This window comes from Pseudomonas sp. ADAK2, assembly GCF_012935755.1.
Taxonomy (GTDB): domain Bacteria; phylum Pseudomonadota; class Gammaproteobacteria; order Pseudomonadales; family Pseudomonadaceae; genus Aquipseudomonas.
This window is the reverse complement of sequence record NZ_CP052862.1, coordinates 212,876-230,793: the sequence shown is the minus strand read 5'-3', so window position 1 is coordinate 230,793 and position 17,918 is coordinate 212,876. Positions and strand designations below refer to the sequence as shown.

Genomic DNA, 17,918 nt, shown 5'->3' with positions numbered 1-17,918 from the left:
TCGGTCACAATCGACGCAGGAGCTGCCGCAGGCTGCGATCTTTTGACCTTGCTCTTCGCCAGTTTGAAAATCGCCAGGATCAAAAGATCGCAGCCTTCGGCAGCTCCTACAAAGGGCGAGGCGACTTCAAAGCGCCTTGCACGCAATCGAGCAACTGCCCCAGCGCCCAGGGTTTCTTGATGAACGACACCGCATGCCGCACCCCGGCGCTTTCCGGGGTTTCGAAGCCGGACATGATCATGATCGGCTTCTCCGGCCAGCGATCCCCGAATTCATTAGCCAGGTCCGCGCCATTGCGCTTGCCGGGCATGGTGATGTCCGTCAGCAACAGCCTGACCTTCCCCGCATGTTCTTCCAGATACAGCGCTGCAGCATCCGCGCTGACATGTGGCTCCACGACGAAGCCTTCATCCTGAAGAATTTCACACAGAAATTCCAGAATCAGCGGGTCGTCCTCCACCACCAGGATCAGGCCGTCAGGTACCGACTCGCCCGCCATTGTTATTGGATTCATGACCTGACCACTCCCTGATTGCACCAATGATTTCGCAGCTCAAATCCGCCACCTATCAGGTATGAGCAGCTGCGTTGGCGGAAATTCATTTTTGATACAGTCAGGAGACGAAATCAGACGAACAAGGCCGAGCCACGGCGCCTTCGCGATAAGTTTTTCGCGCCGGCAAACCGTGGTTCGGCCTCGAAGCACATTCGGTTACTGGTCTTTTTTCATAGCATCCTTGGACATGGCGTCCTTGCTCATGGCGTCTTTCTTCATCGAGTCCTTGCTCATGGCGTCTTTGGACATGCTGTCTTTCTTCATGGTGTCCTTGGCCATGGAATCCTTTTTCATCGTGTCTTTTTTCATGGCGTCCTTGGACATCGAGTCCTTGCTCATGCTGTCGTTGCTCATGGTGTCGGCGGCGTACACGCTGGCGACGCCCATGGCCAAGAACAGCGACAGTGCGGCGGTGGCTAGCTTTTTCATGATGGTGTTCCTTATAGAGTTGAGTGTGCTTGCGGTGAAGTGCTCGGGATTGCGTCAGCTGCCACCGAACCAGTTGTAGCCCTGGTCTTCCCAGTAGCCGCCGCTGTAGGTGTTGCTGACGAAAATCGCCTGAATGTGTTTGGGGTTCTTGTAGCCAAGCTTGGTGGGCATGCGCAGTTTCATCGGGAACCCGTACTCACGGGGCAGCACGGCGCCGTCGTAGGTCAGGGCCAGCAAGGTTTGCGCATGCAGGGCCGTGGCCATGTCGATGCTGGTGTAGTAGTCGTCGGCGCATTTGAAGCCGACGTACTTGGCGCTGGTGTCGGCGCCAATGCGCTTGAGGAAGTCGCTGAAGCGCACGCCGCCCCAGCGGCCGATGGCGCTCCAGCCTTCGACGCAGATGTGTCGGGTGATCTGGTCGGTCTGGGCCATGGCCCGCAGTTCTTCCAGGCGCCAGCTGCGTTTGTCGGCGACCAGGCCGGTGACTTCCAGGCGGAAGCTTTCTTCCTCGACGGTCGGTGCCTCGTCGATGCCGTAGAAGGCATTGAACGGGAACGGTCGGGTGATCATCGACTCGGGATAGGTCGGTGCCATGGCGTTGGGATTGAACAGCCAGCCCTGCACCCGGTCGTTGAAGCGTGACATCGAGGACAGCGCGGTTTCGACGCTGTCGTTGTCAGTGATATTGCAGCCGGACAACATGGCCACGCCGCCGAGGGTCAGGCCGCGCAGCAGGAACGAGCGCCGGGATCGGTCTTCGATTTGCGGCGCCAGTACCTTCCGGGCTTCGCTGAGAATGGACGACTCGTCGAGTCCTTCGATGCGCTTTTTCATACCGGCTCCTTGCGACCAAAGATCATGGCCCACAGCGTTTTCGGAACCAGCAACACCATCACCAGATGCACCACGATGAATGCCACCAACAGCGCCATGCCGATGAAATGCACCTGCCGCGCCCCTTCGTAACCGCCGAGCAATTCCCGCAACAACGGGAACTGCACGGATTTCCACAGCACCAGCCCGGACACCACCATCAGCGTGATGTCGAGCATGACGAACAGGTAGGCAAAGCGCTGGACCTGGTTGTAATGGCTGAGGTCGGCGTGCCCCAGCCGCCCTCTCAAGGCCGCCCACAGGTCATGCAAGATGCCTTTGGGCGATACCGGGAAAAACTGATGCAACAGGCGACCGCTGACAATGTTGACGATCAGGTAGATAAGGCCGTTGATGGCGAGGAACCACATCGCCGCGAAATGCCATTGCAGTGCGCCGCCGAGCCAGCCACCGAGGGTGATCGGCGCCGGGAAACTGAAGTCATAGAGCGGCGAGGCGTTATAGATGCGCCAGCCGCTGCTGACCATGACCACCACCGCCAGGGCGTTGAGCCAATGGGTCAAACGCAGCCAGCGTGGGTGGCTGGCCTTGGGTGAAGCAGTTGGCTGCGACATGTCCGGCTCCGTGTTTGTTGTTCGATGGGGTCGAGTATGGAAGCCAACTGTTCGCCAAATCCTCACGTAAAGTTAAATTAAACGTGATAACTATCCGGACGTTCCCGGGATTCATTTGTGGTTAAAATGCCGCCCACTCACATTGCCGACGTTGCCCGATGAACCCTGACGCCCTCGCCACCCTGCACACTCACCTGCTGACCGCCCTGGCCACCGCCCCCGCCGAAACCCGCCGCTTGTTCCATGGGCGCGGGCGTTGCTGGCCGGGGCTGGAGCAACTGACCGTGGACTGGTTGCAGGGTGTGGTGCTGGTGTCGCTGTTCAAGGAACCGGAGCCGCAACAGCTGGAAGACTTGAAACGGCTGCTGCTGGAGATCACCGAGTCCGCCGAGTGGCAACAATCCGGCGCGCATACGTTGTTGCTCCAACACCGTTACCTGCTGCAAAGCACCACCGAATGGCTGTTGGGCGATGCGCTCGAAGAAATGACCATCACCGAGGGCGGCCTGAAGTATCGGGTGGACCTGGGCCGTAAACAGAACGCCGGACTGTTCCTCGACATGCGCTACGGCCGCGATTGGGTACGGGCGAATGCCGAGGGCAAGCGGGTGTTGAACCTGTTCGCCTACACCTGCGGGTTTTCGGTGGCGGCCATCGAGGGTGGCGCGGCGCACGTGGTCAATCTGGACATGTCCAGCTCGGCCCTGAGTCGTGGCCGTGATAACCATCGGCTCAATGGCCACGACGTGAGCCAGGTGACATTCCTCGGCCACGACCTGTTCAAGTCCTGGGGCAAGGTGATTGGCAAGGGGCCGTATGACCTGGTGATCATTGATCCGCCATCGTTTCAGAAAGGCAGTTTTTTGCTGACCAAGGATTACCAGCGGGTGCTGCGTCGGTTACCCGAACTGCTCACCAAACAGGGTACGGTGCTGGCCTGCATGAATGATCCGGCGTTTGGTTCGGACTTTTTGATTGACGGCGTTACCCGTGAGGCGCCGAGTTTGAGTTTTGTCGAGCGGCTGGAGAATCCGCCGGAGTTTCCGGATGCGGATATTGAGTGCGGGTTGAAGGCGTTGGTGTTTCGGCAGGTTAGCTGAAGATCAAAAGATCGCAGGCTTCGCCAGCTCCTACATTGACCGCGTGAAAACCCGACCCTCAACGCGGCTGCAACACCAACGCAAACAACTCGCCATGCCCGCTGACATTGAGCTTGTGATAAAGATTGCGCCGATGCACCTTCACCGTTTCCGGGGAGATGCTGAGCTGCTGGGCGATGGCTTTGCTGGAGAAGCCCTGGAGGATCAGCCGCGCAGTCTCGACTTCACGCGCCGTCAAGCGTGCGTCGAAGCGATCGAGCAAGGTCGCCAGATCCCCCGCCACCGCCGTCGGTCCTTCCGGTGGCACCAGTTGCAGGTGTCGGCCCATCGCCGCCAGCACCCAATCGCGCACGCATAAAAGTCGCCCATGCTCTTCGGCGGTGAACCGCGTCGAGCGGCCCAGCGACAAACCGAGCACGGCGCCATCCACATTAATCATGAACTGCAACTCATCACCGCCCACCACCGAGCGGAAGTAACTCTGGTAGTACTCGCTCTGCTGAAACTGGTCCGGGGCCACTGAATCCAGGCTGTGCAAGCCGTCGCTGATGCCGGCACAAGCGGCCTGATAGAACGGATCGAGCAGGTACATGCCGGCGCTGTAGTCAGCCAGTTCTTCCTCTTCGTGCGCGCTGGCTCGGGAGTCGAAATCGATCAGCAGCTGCGGCACCCGCCCCGCCTGCATCACCGCGACCAAGGCGTTATCCAGCGGCACCAGCAAGCGCAGGGTATCCACCAGCGCCCGCCAGAAACCGTCACGGCCCAGCGCGCCAAACACTCGGGCCAGCCCTTGGTGCACCGGCAACTCCTTCAGCAACGCCTCCACGCTCTACCCCTTTTGTGTAACCCATGATGGGAATGGGTGACGAGCACCCCGGTCGATACGCTGCATACTCTTATCTACCACCGGCCTGCAGCAGGCCAGGAGTGCCGCATCATGAGTCGTCACCGCACGTATTTCAATCTGGGACTGGGCGCCTGTCTGTCGGCCTGGGTAGCGGTCGCCGCGGCGGATGAACCGACCGTGCACGTCTATAACTGGTTTGACTACATCGGCCCGACCACGCTGAAGGACTTCCAGCGCGACACCGGGATCAAAACCGTCTATGACACTTTCGACAGTGGCGAAGTACTGGAAGCCAAGCTGATGACGGGCCATAGCGGTTACGACGTGGTGGTGGCCAGCAACTTCATCCTGCCCGCGCTGATCAAGGCCGGGGCCTTGCAGAAACTGGACCGCAGCCAGTTGACCAATCTGCAACACATTGACCCGGTGTTGCTGGAAAAACTGCGCGCGAACGACCCGGACAACCAATACGCCGTGCCTTACCTGTGGGGCACCGACGGCATTGGCTATAACGTCGACAAGGTCCGTGCGGCCCTCGGCGATCAGGCCCCGGTGAACTCCTGGGACCTGCTGTTCAAAGAAGAAAACCTGGCCAAGCTCAGCCAATGTGGCGTGGGGATTCTGGACGCGCCCGCCGAGGTGATCCCGATCGCCCTGCACTATCTTGGCCTGCCGCCCAACAGCAGCAACCCCGCGGACTACAAGAAAGCCGAAGCGCTGATGCTCAAGTTGCGCCCGCACATCACCTATTTCAATTCGTCGAAGATCCAGACCGACCTGGCCAACGGTGATATCTGCGTCGCCCTGGCGTGGTCCGGCACCGTGTTCGGTGCCATGCAAGCCGCCAATGAAGCCGCGAAAGGTGTAAAGATCGAATACAGCATCCCGGTCGAAGGTGCGCCGCTGTGGTCCGATAACCTGGTCATGGTCAAGGACGCCAGCAATCCAAAGCAGGGATTGGCCTTTATCAACTACCTGCTCCTCCCGGAAGTGATCGCACCCGCCACCAACCTGGCGCTCACCGCCAATGCCAACAAAGACGCGACGGTATTGCTCTCGGACGAGGTGCGCGGGTACAGCAACATCTACCCCTCCGCCGAGGTGATCGCCAAGGCCTTCACCCTGCAACCGCAGCCCCATGAGATCGAACGTGTGCGCACGCGCTCCTGGAGCAACATCAAGAACGGCAACTGAGCCGGCCTCCACCCCTTCTGTTTAACTTGCCTGAGAGCTCCTGCATGAAACCACGTGCCCGCGATTTGAATATCCAGTTCGGCCAACTGCAACCCGGCCCGCTCAACGCCATCACCGATGTGCCCGGCGTGCGGGTCGGCCACAGCGATGTGCGCGGCCGCACCGCTAACGGCCGCGACATCCTCACCGGCGTTACCGTGATCGAGCCTCGCGCCGGTTCCACCAGCCAACAGCCGTGTTTTGCCGGGGTCCATGTGCTCAACGGCAATGGCGATGCCACCGGGCTGGAATGGATTCGCGAAGCCGGGCTGTTGACCAGTCCGATCGCCTTCACCAACACCCACAGCCTCGGCGTGGTGCGCGATGCGTTGATTGTGCTGGATCGCGAACAACAACCGGATGACGGCCGGCTCTACTGGAACATGCCGGTGGTGCTGGAAACGTTTGATGGTTTGCTCAACGACATCAACGGTTTTCACGTGAAGCCCGAACACGTCGCCGAAGCCCTGAACACAGCCGTCGACGGACCGGTCACCGAAGGCAATGTCGGTGGCGGCAGCGGCATGATCTGCCATGAATTCAAGGGCGGGATTGGCACCGCGTCACGCCGCTTGAACAGCGCACAGGGTGGCTGGACAGTGGGCGCCATCGTCCAGGCCAACCACGGCATTCGCAACGAATTGCGTGTCGATGGCTACCCGGTCGGGCGCTACATGGAAAAGGCTGATTCGCCGTTTCTCAAGGCATCGTTGCCGCATCCGGGCATGGGCTCGATTGTCGTCTGCCTCGCCACCGATGCGCCGTTGCTGCCGCACCAATGCACCCGCCTCGCGCAACGCGCCAGCCTCGGCCTGGCCCGCACCGGCGGCGGCAATGAAGACCACAGCGGCGACATCTTCATCGCCTTCGCCACCGGCAACGATGTGCCGCCCGCCGCTTACGAAAGCAAGAAAGCGCCGACCTGCGACAACCTGCGCATGGTTAACAACGACCACATCAGCGAACTGTTTTTGGCCGCAACCGAAGCCGTCGAGGAAGCAATCATCAATGCCTTGCTGGCGGGTGAAACGGCTGAGGGTAACGGGCATGCAGGGCCGGGCCTGGATGCCGAGACACTGCTCAACGCCTTGCGTCAGGCGGGTTGGCCGGGCGCCCAGTAGCATGGTTGAAGCGGTGTGCCGCGCTCACACCGCCTCGCTCACTTCGCATGATTTGAAGAGGTTTCGGCCCAAGGCCCGCGCCGCCTTCAGGTGAATTTGCGGTTCCTGAACTTCCGAATCCAGCAACAATTCAGAGGTCACCACCCGCGCGCCGCAGTATTCGAAAATGCCGTAGTCGATCTGGGTCTTCATCGCCGCATCGTAACCATGCCGCGCGAACGACCCGGCATCGGCGCCGCCCACGCCGACCAGATGCACCCGCAAGTGGCCAAGCTTCTGCACGAAGGGGCGGTCCAGGCTGAAGTCGAATGCCCAGCCATTGGAAAACACGCGGTCAATCCAGCCCTTGAGCAATGCCGGCATCGACCACCAGTACACGGGATAGACCAGCACCAAAGCGTCGGCGCGATCTATTCGTGCCTGTTCAGCGAGGACATCAGCGGGCGGAGGTGCTTCGCGGTGATGAACCGCCATGTCCGCGGTGCCAAAGACCGGATCAAAACCTTGCGCCGAGAGGTCGGCGATTTCATAAGTATTGCTGGCATCGGCAAGGGTCAGGCCCTCGGCGATTTGCCGGGCGAGGCTGTGGGTGAGCGACTGGGGATTGGGATGGGCTACAACGATCAGTGCGTGCATGCTGAAACTCCTGATTGAGAGCACAAGCCGGAGCTTATATACTCTTGGTAAGTTACGATCAGTAAGTTACTTTTGGTACATAGCCATGTCAAGCACCGAAAAACCCGAGCTGGATTCCACACCTCAGCCCCGTCGTCGCCTGTCCCGGGAGGACCGTCAACGCCAGTTGCTGGACGTCGCCTGGCAAATGGTCCGCGAGGAAGGCACCGATGCGCTGACCCTCGGGCGCCTCGCCGAACTGGCGGGCGTGACCAAACCGGTGGTCTATGACCACTTCACCACGCGCTCGGGATTGCTGGCGGCGTTGTATCAGGACTTCGACGCGCGGCAGACGGCGATCATGGACGCGGCGCTGCTGACCTGCGAACCCACCCTGGACAGCACGGCCCAGGTTATCGCGTCGTCATATGTGGCGTGTGTGCTGACCCAGGGCAACGAAATTTCCGGGGTGATTGCAGCGCTGGCGAGTTCGCCGGAACTGGAGAAGATCAAGCGCGAGTACGAAGCGATTTTCCTCAACAAGTGCCACGACGTCCTGCAGCCCTTCGCGGGCGCGAGCACGATCAAACCCGCGAGTCTGCGGGCGATGCTGGGCGCGGCGGAGGCGTTGTCGAATGCCGCGGCGACGGGGGAAATCACTGCCGGACAGGCCGAGGAAGAACTGTTTGAAACGATCAAGGCAATGGTCGAAAGAACATCGCGCAGTCGCTGACCGCACGCTTTACCCCTGTGGGAACAAGCCGCTCCCACGGGGAGGTTCATTCAGCGCAAATCGATCGCCACGCCGCTTCCGCCAGCAAGTCCCGATAATCGCTCGGCCTACCCTTCACCCGCCCCGACAACCAGGTCCGGCAATAGCTTTCCGCCTGGCCGATGATCAGCGACGGCATCAATTCCGCCGGAACCCCTTTCAACTCATCGCCCCGCTCCGGGGCTGACAGCCATTCCCACAGCTTGCGGTTGCGGGTTTTGTTGCGGGTCGCCAGTTCATCCTTGAGCGGTCCTTTGGTCACGGCAAATCGCGCGTGGTACTGGAATCGCGCCCACTCGGGCTGGCTGTCGACCCAATCCACGTAGCTGTGCACCAGCGCGTAGACGCCGGCTCGCGTGGTTTCGGCGTCGGCCAGGTAGCTGTCGCGAAGTTGCGCCTGATCATCCAGCGCGGTGAAAAACAGTGCGGCGACCAGGCCTTCCTTGTTGCCAAAATGATGGTAGATCGCGCCGACGCTGGTATCGCATTCGGCGCGGATCATCTCGATGGTCGTGGCCTCGATCCCCTGCTCGTTGAACAGTCGGAGGGCTTTTCGAAAAATGTCGCGCTTGAGTTCGGCTCGTCGTCCGGGGTAGCAGCGCTCGAGTAAATCTGCGGTTTCCATGCTGAACACCAGCCCAAAAAATCAACGGTAAGGCAGACACCTGCCCACGGATAAGTCGCGCTAGGTTGACAGATTTCCCATCGACAGAATACTGTTCCGTTACAGAACATTATTCTGTTACGGAACATCATTCTGTAAATCATCCCCTCAGCGAGGCTTCACCATGAACCAGATTCTCAGCATGTTCACCAGCGCCGGCCCCGAAGCGTTCAGCAAAATGGTGTGCCAGATGGCGCCCTACTTCAGCACCATCAACCCGGTGTTCTCGGAACTGCGCCAAGGCTATGCGAGCGTGCAGGTGCCGTTTTCCAAGGAGATCACCAATCACCTGGGCACCGTGCATGCAATCGCCATGTGCAACGCCGCGGAACTGGCGGCCGGCACAATGACCAACGTGTCGATCCCCGAAGGCGCGCGCTGGATTCCGAAAGGCATGACGGTGGAATACCTGGCCAAGGCCAAGACGAATGTGACGGCGGTCGCGAATGGGGAAGCGGTGGATTGGTCGACCGAGGGCGACAAGATTGTGCCGGTGGATGTTCACGATGCCGAAGGCAAGAAGGTGTTTACGGCGCGGATTACGATGAACGTAAAACTTTCATAAACGCTGAATGGCGTTTAACTGTAGGAGCAGAGCTTGCTCGCGAAGGGGCCGGCACATCCAGCATCGATGTCGGATAACAGGACGCCTTCGCGAGCAAGCTTCGCTCCTACAGGGGGATGTGTGGTCAGACCAACCGCAATCTCGGCGCCATGGCCGGCACCGCCTCATCCCCCAACCGCCCGCGCACAAACTCATTGGCCTTGCGCGTCAACTGATCCAGATGCCGATCGCGCTGTTTCTCGGCATCGGTCATCGCCCGTTTGCCGTTCTTTTGCAGCAAATAGTTATGAATCTGCCGCACTTCCAGCGCGCTGTAGATCGGCGCCGTGTCCAGCACCGCCATCAGGCCGTCGGTGCCGTGATCGCGGGTGTTCATCAGCACTTGCGTGGCGCGCACGCCCAGTACCTGAAAGCCCATCGCCTCGAAATACGGGACTTTGCCGACGCTGCACGTCAACTCAGCGTGAGGGTAGCGACCGACCATTTCCCGCAGCATCGCCCGGGCAACTCCCTGGCCTCGATAACTGGCATCGACGGCCATGTAAGCCACGCCGCACGCCTCGGGATCGTCCTTGACCGGCAGGTACAACACAAAGCCGATGACCTTCTCCGGATCATCAATATCCGTCGCCACGATCAACTCAACCGCAAGCCCCTTGGCTCCGTTCAACGCCTCCAGATACAGGTGGACCTCATAACCGATCGCGTACTGGTACACGTTGTACAACAGGTTGCTCGGCGGCAAGGCCACGGCGCTGATGTCGGTCAGGTTGTCGACCACCAGTTGCAGGATCTGGCTGGTGATGTGCTCGGGGCACGGGGTTTTGAAATGGCTGATCTGGGGCATTGCGGTGACTGACTCCGGGGGCGGATGCGAAAAGCGGGTCGCGGACGCGCCTATCATAACGCGCCCGCCAGCTGTGGCGAGGGCGGCTGTGGTTAGCCTCGCCACACAAGCCCCCTCACGACAGGGGAAAGGTGGTAAGCCATCATTTGGCAGCATTGAGACCCAAGCGCCCGATCTCGTTCAATTCCTCGACGCTAAACCTGCCCTTCCAACCTGTCTCATAATTCTCCTGCGGAAAATCACTCGGCGAAGTACCTGCGGAAAACGCCTTGAACACCTCCTCGGCATAACGCCGATTCTTGGGGCACATCGGCGCGGCGGGCACGTACATCACGTTGCCCCAGCCTTGCTGGTTTTCCACCGGCGCGACGCTGTGGATCACGTCGCAATGCCACCAGACCGAATCGCCCGCCTCGACATCCGGGATCGGGCTCAAGCCCTCGACCAGCAGCGGATGCCACTGTTTCGAAACCGGCAGCACTTTGCCGGGCATGACGCCGCACAATTCATCTTCCGGCACATCGTCGAGCAATGGTCGCAGCAGCAAATACGCCATGGCTTTGGGGATGGGCAACGTGTGCAGCACGCCTTGATCGGCCTTCATATCGCACAGTGCGGTCCAGCCCTGGAAAGTGCGGAAGGCTGAACATTTCACCGTGTCCTGGTAAGCGTATTCGTCGACCTCGGTGCGATAGGCCGCGTCCCAAGGGTCGTAGGACTGGAAGTCATTGCGGTAGATTTTGTCGAAGACTTTCAGGTACGCCGGGTGCAGCCAACGCTCCAGCGCCCCGGAGTCGGTGTGCGGGCCGAGCCCTTTGGACGTGGTGCCCGGCGGGCGGCGGCGGACCCGGTCGGGGTACAGCGCATTCACATCGGGATCGAACCATTGCTGGCCATGGGAGTGGGTTTTCCACAGTCGATTGAGGAACGATTGCGCGGTGGCCATGCGTGGGTGTTGGCGCACCTGCATTTGCGAGCGCGACCAATAGATCGGAAAAATCTCCGGGCGCGAGCCTTCAAGGTTGCCGAAGAACTGGTCCACCGGGCCTCGGTACGTCGCATCGAAGGCGTTGTCATCGAGGTAATCGAGCAAGCCTGTGTCCCATTCGGCGACTTGTGCCGTGGGAAAGTGCCCTTTGATCACCAGGCAACCACGGCGCTGGATCATCGCCAATTGCTCGGCGGTCACGTTACCTGCGGCGATGTTCTGGTAATCCAGAGTTGGCCAGGCACTGCCAAGCTCGGCTTGCTGGTCCTTGATCGAGAGGATTTCCGCTTCAATGAACGCGCTGACTTCGGCAAACAGCGCGTCCACGTCGCCGATCTGCGCACGCAGGGTGCGCTTCATCCGCACGATGTTGTCGCGGTAGTGTTCTGGCAGCACAGCGCTTTCGAAGGTGTGATAGTTGCTCATGGTCGCGACCTGCAGAGGGTGGTTAAAAGCCTTCTGCACTTAAACACCCGCGCCGCGCTCGTCCCAGTCGGTTTTGCCGCGTAAACCGATACGATTGTGGCGCTGACGATCTAACGAAAATGATGCCCATGGCGTTTGCGGAAATCACTCGGGGCCAGGCCCTTCTGGGCCTTGAATTGTCGGTTGAACAGCGCCAGCGACGAATAACCCACCATTTCGGCAATCAGCGAAACCGGCATATGGCCTTGCAGCAACAGCGCACACGCCCGTCCGATACGTAACCGGGCGATGTAGTCCAGCGCCGTGCAACGGGTATGACGGCGGAACAGGCGATGAAACGCCGACACACTGATGCACGCAATGTGCGCCAGGTCGGGGATGCTCAGTGGCTCGACGTAGTGCGCGTGGATATGCTCGAGCACCCGTTGCAAACGCGCGTCTTCGCCCATCGAGACGGCGGGTTCGGTCTGTTCAACGGGGAGGATTCTCACCGCCTCACCGTCCCGGGACAGTCGGGTCAGCACTTGCAGCAGAGAAACCAATCGCTCCGCCCCTTGCTGCGCCACCATTGCCTCGATAACGGGCCGCAACTCGGTTGAAGCTTCATCGCTGAAGTGCAACGCGCACCGAGCGGCGGCCAGCAACGCTTGCAGTGAACCCAGCTCCGGAAACAGGCTCACCAACGATTGCGCCCAGGCCTGGGAAAACCAGATCACCAGCGCCACGTGGGGCTGGTCCGGGTCGATGCGCTCAGCGGAACACCAACTGTGCGGCACATTCGGCCCCAACAGCACCAGGTCGCCGTCGTCGTAAAGCCGCACGTCACTGCTCACATAACGGTGGCCACGGCTGTTGAGGGTCAGGGTCAGTTCGTACTCCGGGTGATGGTGCCATTCGAACGGAATATCGTCGGGCAGCCGCCGATTCAGCATCGACCACGATGCATCGACTGGCGTAGGGATCTTCTCGAAGCTTGGCTTCATGGCAATACGTTCCTGCTCGGGGCCTGAGTGCAAACGCCAGAATCGTATCATTCGTGTCGTCACAAAACCCGGGAGGCTTTGATACAACCCCCGTTACCTAACCTGTTACCTGCCCGACCAACCCCCTCAAAACCCCCATCACGAATGTAACGCCAAGACACTTCGCCCCCCTGCCCGTCGCGCCTAGTGTGAAGCCGTCAATGTGCTTTCAGGGTTGTGACACATCATCGGCATCGCCCGCCTCCCGCCAGTGGAGGCATGGAAGACCTGTCACGGGTGCTGCTTGATGGTTTGTCGGTTTCGACGCCCGCTGCCCATTGATTGCCTAAACACAAACCAGACAGAACAGAGGGACACCATGAGTAAGTCAAGCGCTGCAAGCACTCAACAAGCACTGCACGACGACGTTCAAGCGGCCGTCAAGTCGCTCCTCGCCGCACCAACGGCCTTGAAAACCACCGACTACAGCAAGGTGCTGACGTCGACTCTGGCCGCTACGCAAAAAACCGTGTCGATCCAGATCGATGCCGGCGACCTCACCACGCTCAAGCAGAATGGCTACAAGTTGTGCTTTGCGAAAAAGGTCGGCACCGAAGCCTACAACGTGGTCTGGCAGTCCTACGTCCAATACCTGAGCTTCAATGACTTCAGCTGGACGCCTCAGTATCAGATGTTCGGCACCAACCAGTTCCAGGCCAACGTGACGGTCAAAGCCTCGACCAACACAGTCAACATCGGCCTCGGCCAACAGTCGATACTCGACAGCAATGGCCTGCTGGGCGCGGCGGTGTCCGGTGGCCCTGATACGTCCATCTCGCTGATTAACAATTACGGCTCGATCCACCCTGGCATCAACCAGCTGTCCACCGGCCTCGATGGCACTCAGGTCAGCACGCCAATCTACGTGGCGACGAATGCCGTGGTCACTGGCCAAGTCACGCTGACGCCTGTCGAGACGATTCTGGTCTGGTTCGAACAGAACGTGCAGACCAGCACCATGTTCAGCACTTCACGCTCCAATGCCATTGAAGTCGACCTGACCAACGTCAACAGTGCGTCACGCCTCTATGTCGGCGGCGTCTGGAAAACCGTGTAATTGCAGGATCAGGGGCAACCTCGCGGTTGCCCCTTCTCTCAGCCATCGTCACTGCCCCGGTCGAAATAGCCCGTCAGTGAACGGCAGATCGACTCGGCCAGATCCTCCTGAGTCGCGATGCCATAGGGTCGATTGCGATCAAATTGTGCCGACCAGCGAATCCGCCCCTGAGCGACATCAATCAGGCGCACCGACGCCCGAACCCGGGCCGGCTCCACCCGCACGCTGCCTTCCAGCGAATAACTGCCGCGCCCCACCCGCTCCGGCACCGGCGTTTTCACGCTGCTGCGTGGCACATTCATCAGCACATGGTTGGCATGGGTCTGGGAATGCTCGAAGGACTCGAACAGCCGACAACTCAACTCTTCGCACAAGCCACGGGTAAAGTCGTCGCCATCATGGGTGATGCAGGTAAACGGCTGCAGCTGCAGCACCGGATGATGCTGGCTGGCCACTTTGGGCCTGAGCCGTTCGTACGCCAGGCGATAACTGCCGGCCGGCAAGCTCAGGCGCATCAGGTCGTGTTGACCGAGGGTGGTGTAATAACTGGCGAGCTTGCGCCGCAGGCGGCCGACCTGCACCCGCACCACCGGATCGTCGCCCGTGGAATAGACCGCCGGATCACGGCGAAACACAGCGAGACCAATGGCGTGTTCGGTGAGGGGAATGTTGGAGAATTGCAGGTCATGTTCAACCAGAAACCGCAGCAGGCCGCCCATTCGCCGGGACTTCGCGAACAACGGGCTGGCCAGCAGCAGCGCCAGCACCCGCTCCACTTCATCGCGGCCGAACGGCTCGGGAACCGCGTGCACACGTGTATCGGCAATGCGTTTGATCACCATCAGTCCGCCTCCATGCAGATTGTTGCGTTCAACTCGGGCGTTGCACCGGCCCAAGCTTAGCAGTTGGAGGCGATTGCGTAGTGGCACCTTGATATATATCGGTAATGGCGGTCAGAGGTTGACCACAGCGGGCTATTGCTCAGGCGCGACGATCCGGAACCGGATATTGATGTCTTTGGAAACCACCCCGTCCGCCCACTCCCCCGCGCCGATTTCGAAGTCGCCACGATTAAGCGCGAACTCACCGACAAACACGCCGATGCCACTTTCCGCCTTCAACTCGACCTGAACCTGCACCTTGCGGGTGAGGGCCTTGAGCGTAAGGTCGCCGGTGAACAAATAGCGGTTATCGCCGAGGGCTTTGACGCTGGTCGATTCAAAGGTGCCCACCGGGTAGTGTTCCGTGTCGAACCACGGGGCTTTCTGCAATTCGGTATTGGCGTCGCTGCTGCCGGCGTCGATGCTGGCCAACTCGATGCGCAGCGTAGCGTGAGCGGCGGCCGGGTTTTGCGTATCGAAATCGAGAGTGCCTGCAAACTTGCCGAACGTGCCATACACCCGCGAGCCAAACTGGCTGAAAGTAAAACTGATCTGGCTGGCGGCCGCGTTGACCTCGTGATACTGAACGGCATGGGCACTGGCGGCGAACACCATGGCGGCAGCGATTGCGGCGAAACGCAGGTACCGAAAGCGCATGGGATACTCCGGTCAGAGCTGCCGGGCGGGTTGGCCAGCAATAGGTGGACTAAAGCAAAGAATGGGCGGTTATTCCACTGGCGCAAAGCTGAATGACCTCAAAACCAGCACTCAGGAAAGCAACACCCTCAACCCTTCCGGAACGACGACCACCTCTCTGGTCTCGGGCGAGATGCAGACATGCGTGACATTGGCGGTGAACGCTAAAATCTCGTCGTGAAAGCCCTCGACCAAAAACGTGAACGAGTGAACGCCTAACCTGGCCACACTGACCTTGATACTCAGTTGGTCGTCCCAGGTCAGCGGCTTGAGCATCTCCACCGACATGGCGCGCACCGGGGGCAGGACATCGAAACTCAGCAGCGTTCTCAGGCCGGGAGCGCCCAACCAGCTATCCAGCGCGGCGTAAATGGCTTCAATGGCAAAGTATGAAAATCGCGGCGTAAACACCACGCCCGCGGGGTCGCAGTCACCGAATGAAACGGTTCTGCTGACAAACACTGCATCAGGCATTAGATAGTTCTCCCTGTTGTTATAAATGGAAGGCGCGCACTCATGAAAAGCACCCTCGACCACCTCGCCATCGTCGCCCCCGACCTCGACACCGGCTGCGCCTTCGTCAGCCGCGCGCTCGGTGTCGAACTGCAACCGGGCGGCGCGCATCCGCGCATGGGCACCCATAACCGACTGCTGCGACTGGGCGCCGACATTTACCTGGAAGTGATCGCCATAGACCCATCGGCCCAACGCCCCGACCGACCGCGCTGGTTCGGCATGGATGACTTGGCCGTTGATACGCCGCCACGCCTGGCGACATGGGTCGCCCGCACCGACGACATTCACGCCATGAGCGAAGCCTGCCGCGCCATCGTCGGCGACCCCGAACCCATGACCCGAGGCACCCTCGCCTGGCAAATCACCATCCCCGCCGACGGCAGCCTGCCGTTGAACGGGTCAGCGCCGACGTTGATTCAATGGGCGCAAACGCCACATCCCGCGAGCGCCATGCTGGATCGAGGTTGTGAGCTAGTGGCGCTGGACGTGTTCGATCCTGATCCCGCAAAAGTTCAGGCACTGCTCACCGCGATCAACTTTTCCGGCCCGGTTCATCTGCATGCCTTGGATGCGACCGCAAAGCCTTACCTGATCGCGCATATCCAAACCCCAAGCGGCCTGAAAAAATTGCCTTACACCAACCGCTCAATCTTCTGATGCCGCCAAACAAACTTGTAATACACCGTCTGCAACGCCAGCATCCCCAAATACGCCACCGGAAACGCCATCCAAACACCCTGCAATCCGTACTTCGCATCCAGTAGATACGCCACCGGCAACTGCACCCCGACCACGCAAACAATCGAAATCACCATCGGCACCAACACCGTGCCGCTGGCGCGCATGATCCCGCCGATAATCGCCTGGAAGCCAAACACCAACAGACTCCACAGCATGATGTGCAACAGATGCTCCGCCATCGCCCGGGTCGAATCCTCCGTCAGGAACAAACCCAACAACCAGTGCGACAACAAATACCCCAGCAACACCAAACCACCGGTCAAACACACATTAATCAAAATCCCCGTGCGCAAAATCGGCGTGATCCGCTCCAACCGCCCCGCCCCAATCGCCTGCGCCCCAAGAATCGACGCCGTAATCGCAATCGACAACGCCGGAAACTGCACGTAATTCACAATCTGCGTCACCGCCCCATACGCCGCCGTCGCCTGGGAACCGTGCTGATTCACCAACGCCAGAATCACCAACTCCGACGCCGACAACACCACCATCTGCAACCCGGTCGGCAACCCGATGCGCAACACCTTGCCCAGAATCGCCAAATCCAGCCGCATCGCCGCAAACATCTCCCGATCCGGCGCCAACGGATGCCCCTTGCGAATCAACCGCCACGCCAACCACCCCATCGCCGACAAATTCCCCGCCAACCCCGCAAACGCCGCACTCTGAATCCCCATCGGCGCAAAACCCAACCAGCCTTTTATCAAGGCAGGCGTCAGCGCCAGACCAATACACGTCGAAACAATCAACGCCACCAACGGCGAAACCGTATCACTCACCCCACGCAACAACTGCGTAAACAGCACATACACCAACAGCGACGGCATGATCCACATCATCACATGCGCATACGCCACCGCATCGTCCAACACATCCGCCGGCGTGCCCAAGCCCTGCAAGGCTGGCCTTGCGAACACACTCCCGAGTACCGCTGCCACCAGACCAATCATCGCGCCCAACAGCAAAGTCGTAGCGGCGATGGTCTTCACCAGATGCGTTTCCCGCGCGCCCCAGGCTTGGCCGATGAGTACACCCGCGCCCGCGCCGAGGCCGATGACCAGGGCGATGAAGAAGAAGACGATGGGGAACATGCCGGAGACGGCTGCCAGGGCTTGGGTGCCGAGCATTTGACCGATGTAGATGCTGTTGATCGTGCCCGACATGGATTGGAGGAAATTGGAGAGGACCATGGGGGCTAGGAAAAGGAGGTAGGTTTTCCAGAGGGAGGATGAGTTAGGAGCGCTTCGCATAGGCAGAATTTTCTCGGGAAGATAAAAGTGCTGGCTGGATTCTACGTGATAAACAAATGTAGGTAATCAGTAACGGGATCAATATAAAGAACATAGTTCCTGCGCATCCGCTAAAAAAGATAAGAAATAACATTCTCCACCTCC

The 17,918-nt window shown here is 59.9% G+C and carries 21 protein-coding genes; 7 read left to right on the top strand and 14 right to left on the bottom strand.

The annotated features are described in order from the left end of the window. Nucleotides 1-106: 106 nt before the first annotated feature. The 4 genes from HKK52_RS01185 to HKK52_RS01170 all read right to left on the bottom strand — a co-directional run bounded on the left by HKK52_RS01185 (nt 107) and on the right by HKK52_RS01170 (nt 2,433). Nucleotides 107-514 (bottom strand): response regulator, encoded by a 408-nt coding sequence (locus HKK52_RS01185; RefSeq protein WP_169368938.1) that lies wholly within the window; start codon nt 512-514, stop codon nt 107-109. A gap of 198 nt (nt 515-712) precedes the next feature. Next, nucleotides 713-985: a pentapeptide MXKDX repeat protein gene (locus HKK52_RS01180; RefSeq protein WP_169368937.1), complete on the bottom strand. Its 273-nt coding sequence runs from the start codon at nt 983-985 to the stop codon at nt 713-715. Between the two features lie 54 nt (nt 986-1,039). Beyond that, on the bottom strand, nt 1,040-1,819 hold the full coding sequence (locus HKK52_RS01175) for a molybdopterin-dependent oxidoreductase (RefSeq protein ID WP_169368936.1): 780 nt from the start codon (nt 1,817-1,819) through the stop codon (nt 1,040-1,042). Next, a complete protein-coding gene (locus HKK52_RS01170; protein ID WP_169368935.1) occupies nt 1,816-2,433 on the bottom strand; it encodes a cytochrome b/b6 domain-containing protein in 618 nt (205 codons plus the stop codon). The genes HKK52_RS01175 and HKK52_RS01170 overlap by 4 nt, the downstream gene beginning before the upstream one ends. A 158-nt stretch (nt 2,434-2,591) precedes the next feature. Here HKK52_RS01170 and HKK52_RS01165 point away from each other — a divergent pair, with 158 nt between their 5' ends. Continuing rightward, the gene (locus HKK52_RS01165) at nt 2,592-3,533 is read left to right on the top strand and encodes a class I SAM-dependent methyltransferase (RefSeq protein WP_169368934.1); all 942 of its coding nucleotides are present in this window, start codon (nt 2,592-2,594) and stop codon (nt 3,531-3,533) included. Nucleotides 3,534-3,591: 58 nt separating this feature from the next. Here the strand turns inward: HKK52_RS01165 and HKK52_RS01160 are convergent, their stop codons facing one another. Continuing rightward, nucleotides 3,592-4,359 (bottom strand): helix-turn-helix transcriptional regulator, encoded by a 768-nt coding sequence (locus HKK52_RS01160; RefSeq protein ID WP_169368933.1) that lies wholly within the window; start codon nt 4,357-4,359, stop codon nt 3,592-3,594. Between the two features lie 111 nt (nt 4,360-4,470). Here HKK52_RS01160 and HKK52_RS01155 point away from each other — a divergent pair, with 111 nt between their 5' ends. Both HKK52_RS01155 and HKK52_RS01150 read left to right on the top strand, forming a co-directional pair. After that, nucleotides 4,471-5,574: a polyamine ABC transporter substrate-binding protein gene (locus HKK52_RS01155; RefSeq protein ID WP_169368932.1), complete on the top strand. Its 1,104-nt coding sequence runs from the start codon at nt 4,471-4,473 to the stop codon at nt 5,572-5,574. A gap of 44 nt (nt 5,575-5,618) precedes the next feature. Further along, nucleotides 5,619-6,734 carry a DmpA family aminopeptidase gene (locus HKK52_RS01150; RefSeq protein ID WP_169368931.1) on the top strand — a complete coding sequence of 372 codons (1,116 nt, stop codon included), beginning with the start codon at nt 5,619-5,621 and terminating at the stop codon, nt 6,732-6,734. A gap of 24 nt (nt 6,735-6,758) precedes the next feature. Here HKK52_RS01150 and HKK52_RS01145 read toward each other — a convergent pair whose 3' ends face one another. After that, entirely contained in the window at nt 6,759-7,370 is a 612-nt protein-coding gene (locus tag HKK52_RS01145) for an NAD(P)H-dependent oxidoreductase (protein WP_169368930.1), read from the bottom strand. 85 nt (nt 7,371-7,455) lie between these two features. Here HKK52_RS01145 and HKK52_RS01140 point away from each other — a divergent pair, with 85 nt between their 5' ends. After that, on the top strand, nt 7,456-8,082 hold the full coding sequence (locus HKK52_RS01140; protein ID WP_169368929.1) for a TetR/AcrR family transcriptional regulator: 627 nt from the start codon (nt 7,456-7,458) through the stop codon (nt 8,080-8,082). A 46-nt stretch (nt 8,083-8,128) separates the two neighbouring features. Here the strand turns inward: HKK52_RS01140 and HKK52_RS01135 are convergent, their stop codons facing one another. Further along, nucleotides 8,129-8,746: a TetR/AcrR family transcriptional regulator gene (locus HKK52_RS01135; protein WP_169368928.1), complete on the bottom strand. Its 618-nt coding sequence runs from the start codon at nt 8,744-8,746 to the stop codon at nt 8,129-8,131. Nucleotides 8,747-8,909: 163 nt separating this feature from the next. On the opposite strand from HKK52_RS01135, the gene HKK52_RS01130 reads away from it, so the two are divergent. Continuing rightward, nucleotides 8,910-9,350 (top strand): hotdog fold domain-containing protein, encoded by a 441-nt coding sequence (locus HKK52_RS01130; RefSeq protein ID WP_169368927.1) that lies wholly within the window; start codon nt 8,910-8,912, stop codon nt 9,348-9,350. Nucleotides 9,351-9,474: 124 nt separating this feature from the next. Here HKK52_RS01130 and HKK52_RS01125 read toward each other — a convergent pair whose 3' ends face one another. The 3 genes from HKK52_RS01125 to HKK52_RS01115 all read right to left on the bottom strand — a co-directional run bounded on the left by HKK52_RS01125 (nt 9,475) and on the right by HKK52_RS01115 (nt 12,594). Next, a complete protein-coding gene (locus tag HKK52_RS01125) occupies nt 9,475-10,197 on the bottom strand; it encodes a GNAT family N-acetyltransferase (protein WP_169368926.1) in 723 nt (240 codons plus the stop codon). Nucleotides 10,198-10,339: 142 nt separating this feature from the next. Further along, on the bottom strand, nt 10,340-11,611 hold the full coding sequence (locus HKK52_RS01120) for a DUF1479 domain-containing protein (protein WP_169368925.1): 1,272 nt from the start codon (nt 11,609-11,611) through the stop codon (nt 10,340-10,342). A 110-nt stretch (nt 11,612-11,721) separates the two neighbouring features. Continuing rightward, a complete protein-coding gene (locus HKK52_RS01115) occupies nt 11,722-12,594 on the bottom strand; it encodes a helix-turn-helix domain-containing protein (protein WP_169368924.1) in 873 nt (290 codons plus the stop codon). A gap of 358 nt (nt 12,595-12,952) precedes the next feature. Here HKK52_RS01115 and HKK52_RS01110 point away from each other — a divergent pair, with 358 nt between their 5' ends. After that, nucleotides 12,953-13,690, top strand: a complete 738-nt coding sequence (locus tag HKK52_RS01110; protein ID WP_169368923.1) for a hypothetical protein — start codon at nt 12,953-12,955, stop codon at nt 13,688-13,690. 38 nt (nt 13,691-13,728) lie between these two features. Here the strand turns inward: HKK52_RS01110 and HKK52_RS01105 are convergent, their stop codons facing one another. The 3 genes from HKK52_RS01105 to HKK52_RS01095 form a co-directional block, all read right to left on the bottom strand. After that, a complete protein-coding gene (locus HKK52_RS01105) occupies nt 13,729-14,532 on the bottom strand; it encodes a hypothetical protein (RefSeq protein ID WP_169368922.1) in 804 nt (267 codons plus the stop codon). Nucleotides 14,533-14,664: 132 nt separating this feature from the next. Then, a complete protein-coding gene (locus HKK52_RS01100; protein WP_169368921.1) occupies nt 14,665-15,228 on the bottom strand; it encodes a YceI family protein in 564 nt (187 codons plus the stop codon). A gap of 111 nt (nt 15,229-15,339) precedes the next feature. Next, nucleotides 15,340-15,741, bottom strand: a complete 402-nt coding sequence (locus HKK52_RS01095) for an acyl-CoA thioesterase (RefSeq protein ID WP_169368920.1) — start codon at nt 15,739-15,741, stop codon at nt 15,340-15,342. Between the two features lie 42 nt (nt 15,742-15,783). Here HKK52_RS01095 and HKK52_RS01090 point away from each other — a divergent pair, with 42 nt between their 5' ends. Further along, the gene (locus HKK52_RS01090; RefSeq protein WP_169368919.1) at nt 15,784-16,440 is read left to right on the top strand and encodes a VOC family protein; all 657 of its coding nucleotides are present in this window, start codon (nt 15,784-15,786) and stop codon (nt 16,438-16,440) included. Here the strand turns inward: HKK52_RS01090 and HKK52_RS01085 are convergent. After that, nucleotides 16,416-17,774, bottom strand: coding sequence for an MATE family efflux transporter (locus tag HKK52_RS01085; protein ID WP_169368918.1), 1,359 nt, complete (start codon nt 17,772-17,774; stop codon nt 16,416-16,418). The genes HKK52_RS01090 and HKK52_RS01085 overlap by 25 nt on opposite strands. Nucleotides 17,775-17,918: the final 144 nt, after the last annotated feature.

Coding starts and splice junctions, on each gene's coding strand:
- HKK52_RS01185 (WP_169368938.1), bottom strand. CDS start 514: ATGAATCCAATAACAATGGCGGGCGAGTCGGTACCTGACGGCCTGATC.
- HKK52_RS01180 (WP_169368937.1), bottom strand. CDS start 985: ATGAAAAAGCTAGCCACCGCCGCACTGTCGCTGTTCTTGGCCATGGGC.
- HKK52_RS01175 (WP_169368936.1), bottom strand. CDS start 1,819: ATGAAAAAGCGCATCGAAGGACTCGACGAGTCGTCCATTCTCAGCGAA.
- HKK52_RS01170 (WP_169368935.1), bottom strand. CDS start 2,433: ATGTCGCAGCCAACTGCTTCACCCAAGGCCAGCCACCCACGCTGGCTG.
- HKK52_RS01165 (WP_169368934.1), top strand. CDS start 2,592: ATGAACCCTGACGCCCTCGCCACCCTGCACACTCACCTGCTGACCGCC.
- HKK52_RS01155 (WP_169368932.1), top strand. CDS start 4,471: ATGAGTCGTCACCGCACGTATTTCAATCTGGGACTGGGCGCCTGTCTG.
- HKK52_RS01150 (WP_169368931.1), top strand. CDS start 5,619: ATGAAACCACGTGCCCGCGATTTGAATATCCAGTTCGGCCAACTGCAA.
- HKK52_RS01145 (WP_169368930.1), bottom strand. CDS start 7,370: ATGCACGCACTGATCGTTGTAGCCCATCCCAATCCCCAGTCGCTCACC.
- HKK52_RS01140 (WP_169368929.1), top strand. CDS start 7,456: ATGTCAAGCACCGAAAAACCCGAGCTGGATTCCACACCTCAGCCCCGT.
- HKK52_RS01135 (WP_169368928.1), bottom strand. CDS start 8,746: ATGGAAACCGCAGATTTACTCGAGCGCTGCTACCCCGGACGACGAGCC.
- HKK52_RS01130 (WP_169368927.1), top strand. CDS start 8,910: ATGAACCAGATTCTCAGCATGTTCACCAGCGCCGGCCCCGAAGCGTTC.
- HKK52_RS01125 (WP_169368926.1), bottom strand. CDS start 10,197: ATGCCCCAGATCAGCCATTTCAAAACCCCGTGCCCCGAGCACATCACC.
- HKK52_RS01120 (WP_169368925.1), bottom strand. CDS start 11,611: ATGAGCAACTATCACACCTTCGAAAGCGCTGTGCTGCCAGAACACTAC.
- HKK52_RS01115 (WP_169368924.1), bottom strand. CDS start 12,594: ATGAAGCCAAGCTTCGAGAAGATCCCTACGCCAGTCGATGCATCGTGG.
- HKK52_RS01110 (WP_169368923.1), top strand. CDS start 12,953: ATGAGTAAGTCAAGCGCTGCAAGCACTCAACAAGCACTGCACGACGAC.
- HKK52_RS01105 (WP_169368922.1), bottom strand. CDS start 14,532: ATGGTGATCAAACGCATTGCCGATACACGTGTGCACGCGGTTCCCGAG.
- HKK52_RS01100 (WP_169368921.1), bottom strand. CDS start 15,228: ATGCGCTTTCGGTACCTGCGTTTCGCCGCAATCGCTGCCGCCATGGTG.
- HKK52_RS01095 (WP_169368920.1), bottom strand. CDS start 15,741: ATGCCTGATGCAGTGTTTGTCAGCAGAACCGTTTCATTCGGTGACTGC.
- HKK52_RS01090 (WP_169368919.1), top strand. CDS start 15,784: ATGAAAAGCACCCTCGACCACCTCGCCATCGTCGCCCCCGACCTCGAC.
- HKK52_RS01085 (WP_169368918.1), bottom strand. CDS start 17,774: ATGCGAAGCGCTCCTAACTCATCCTCCCTCTGGAAAACCTACCTCCTT.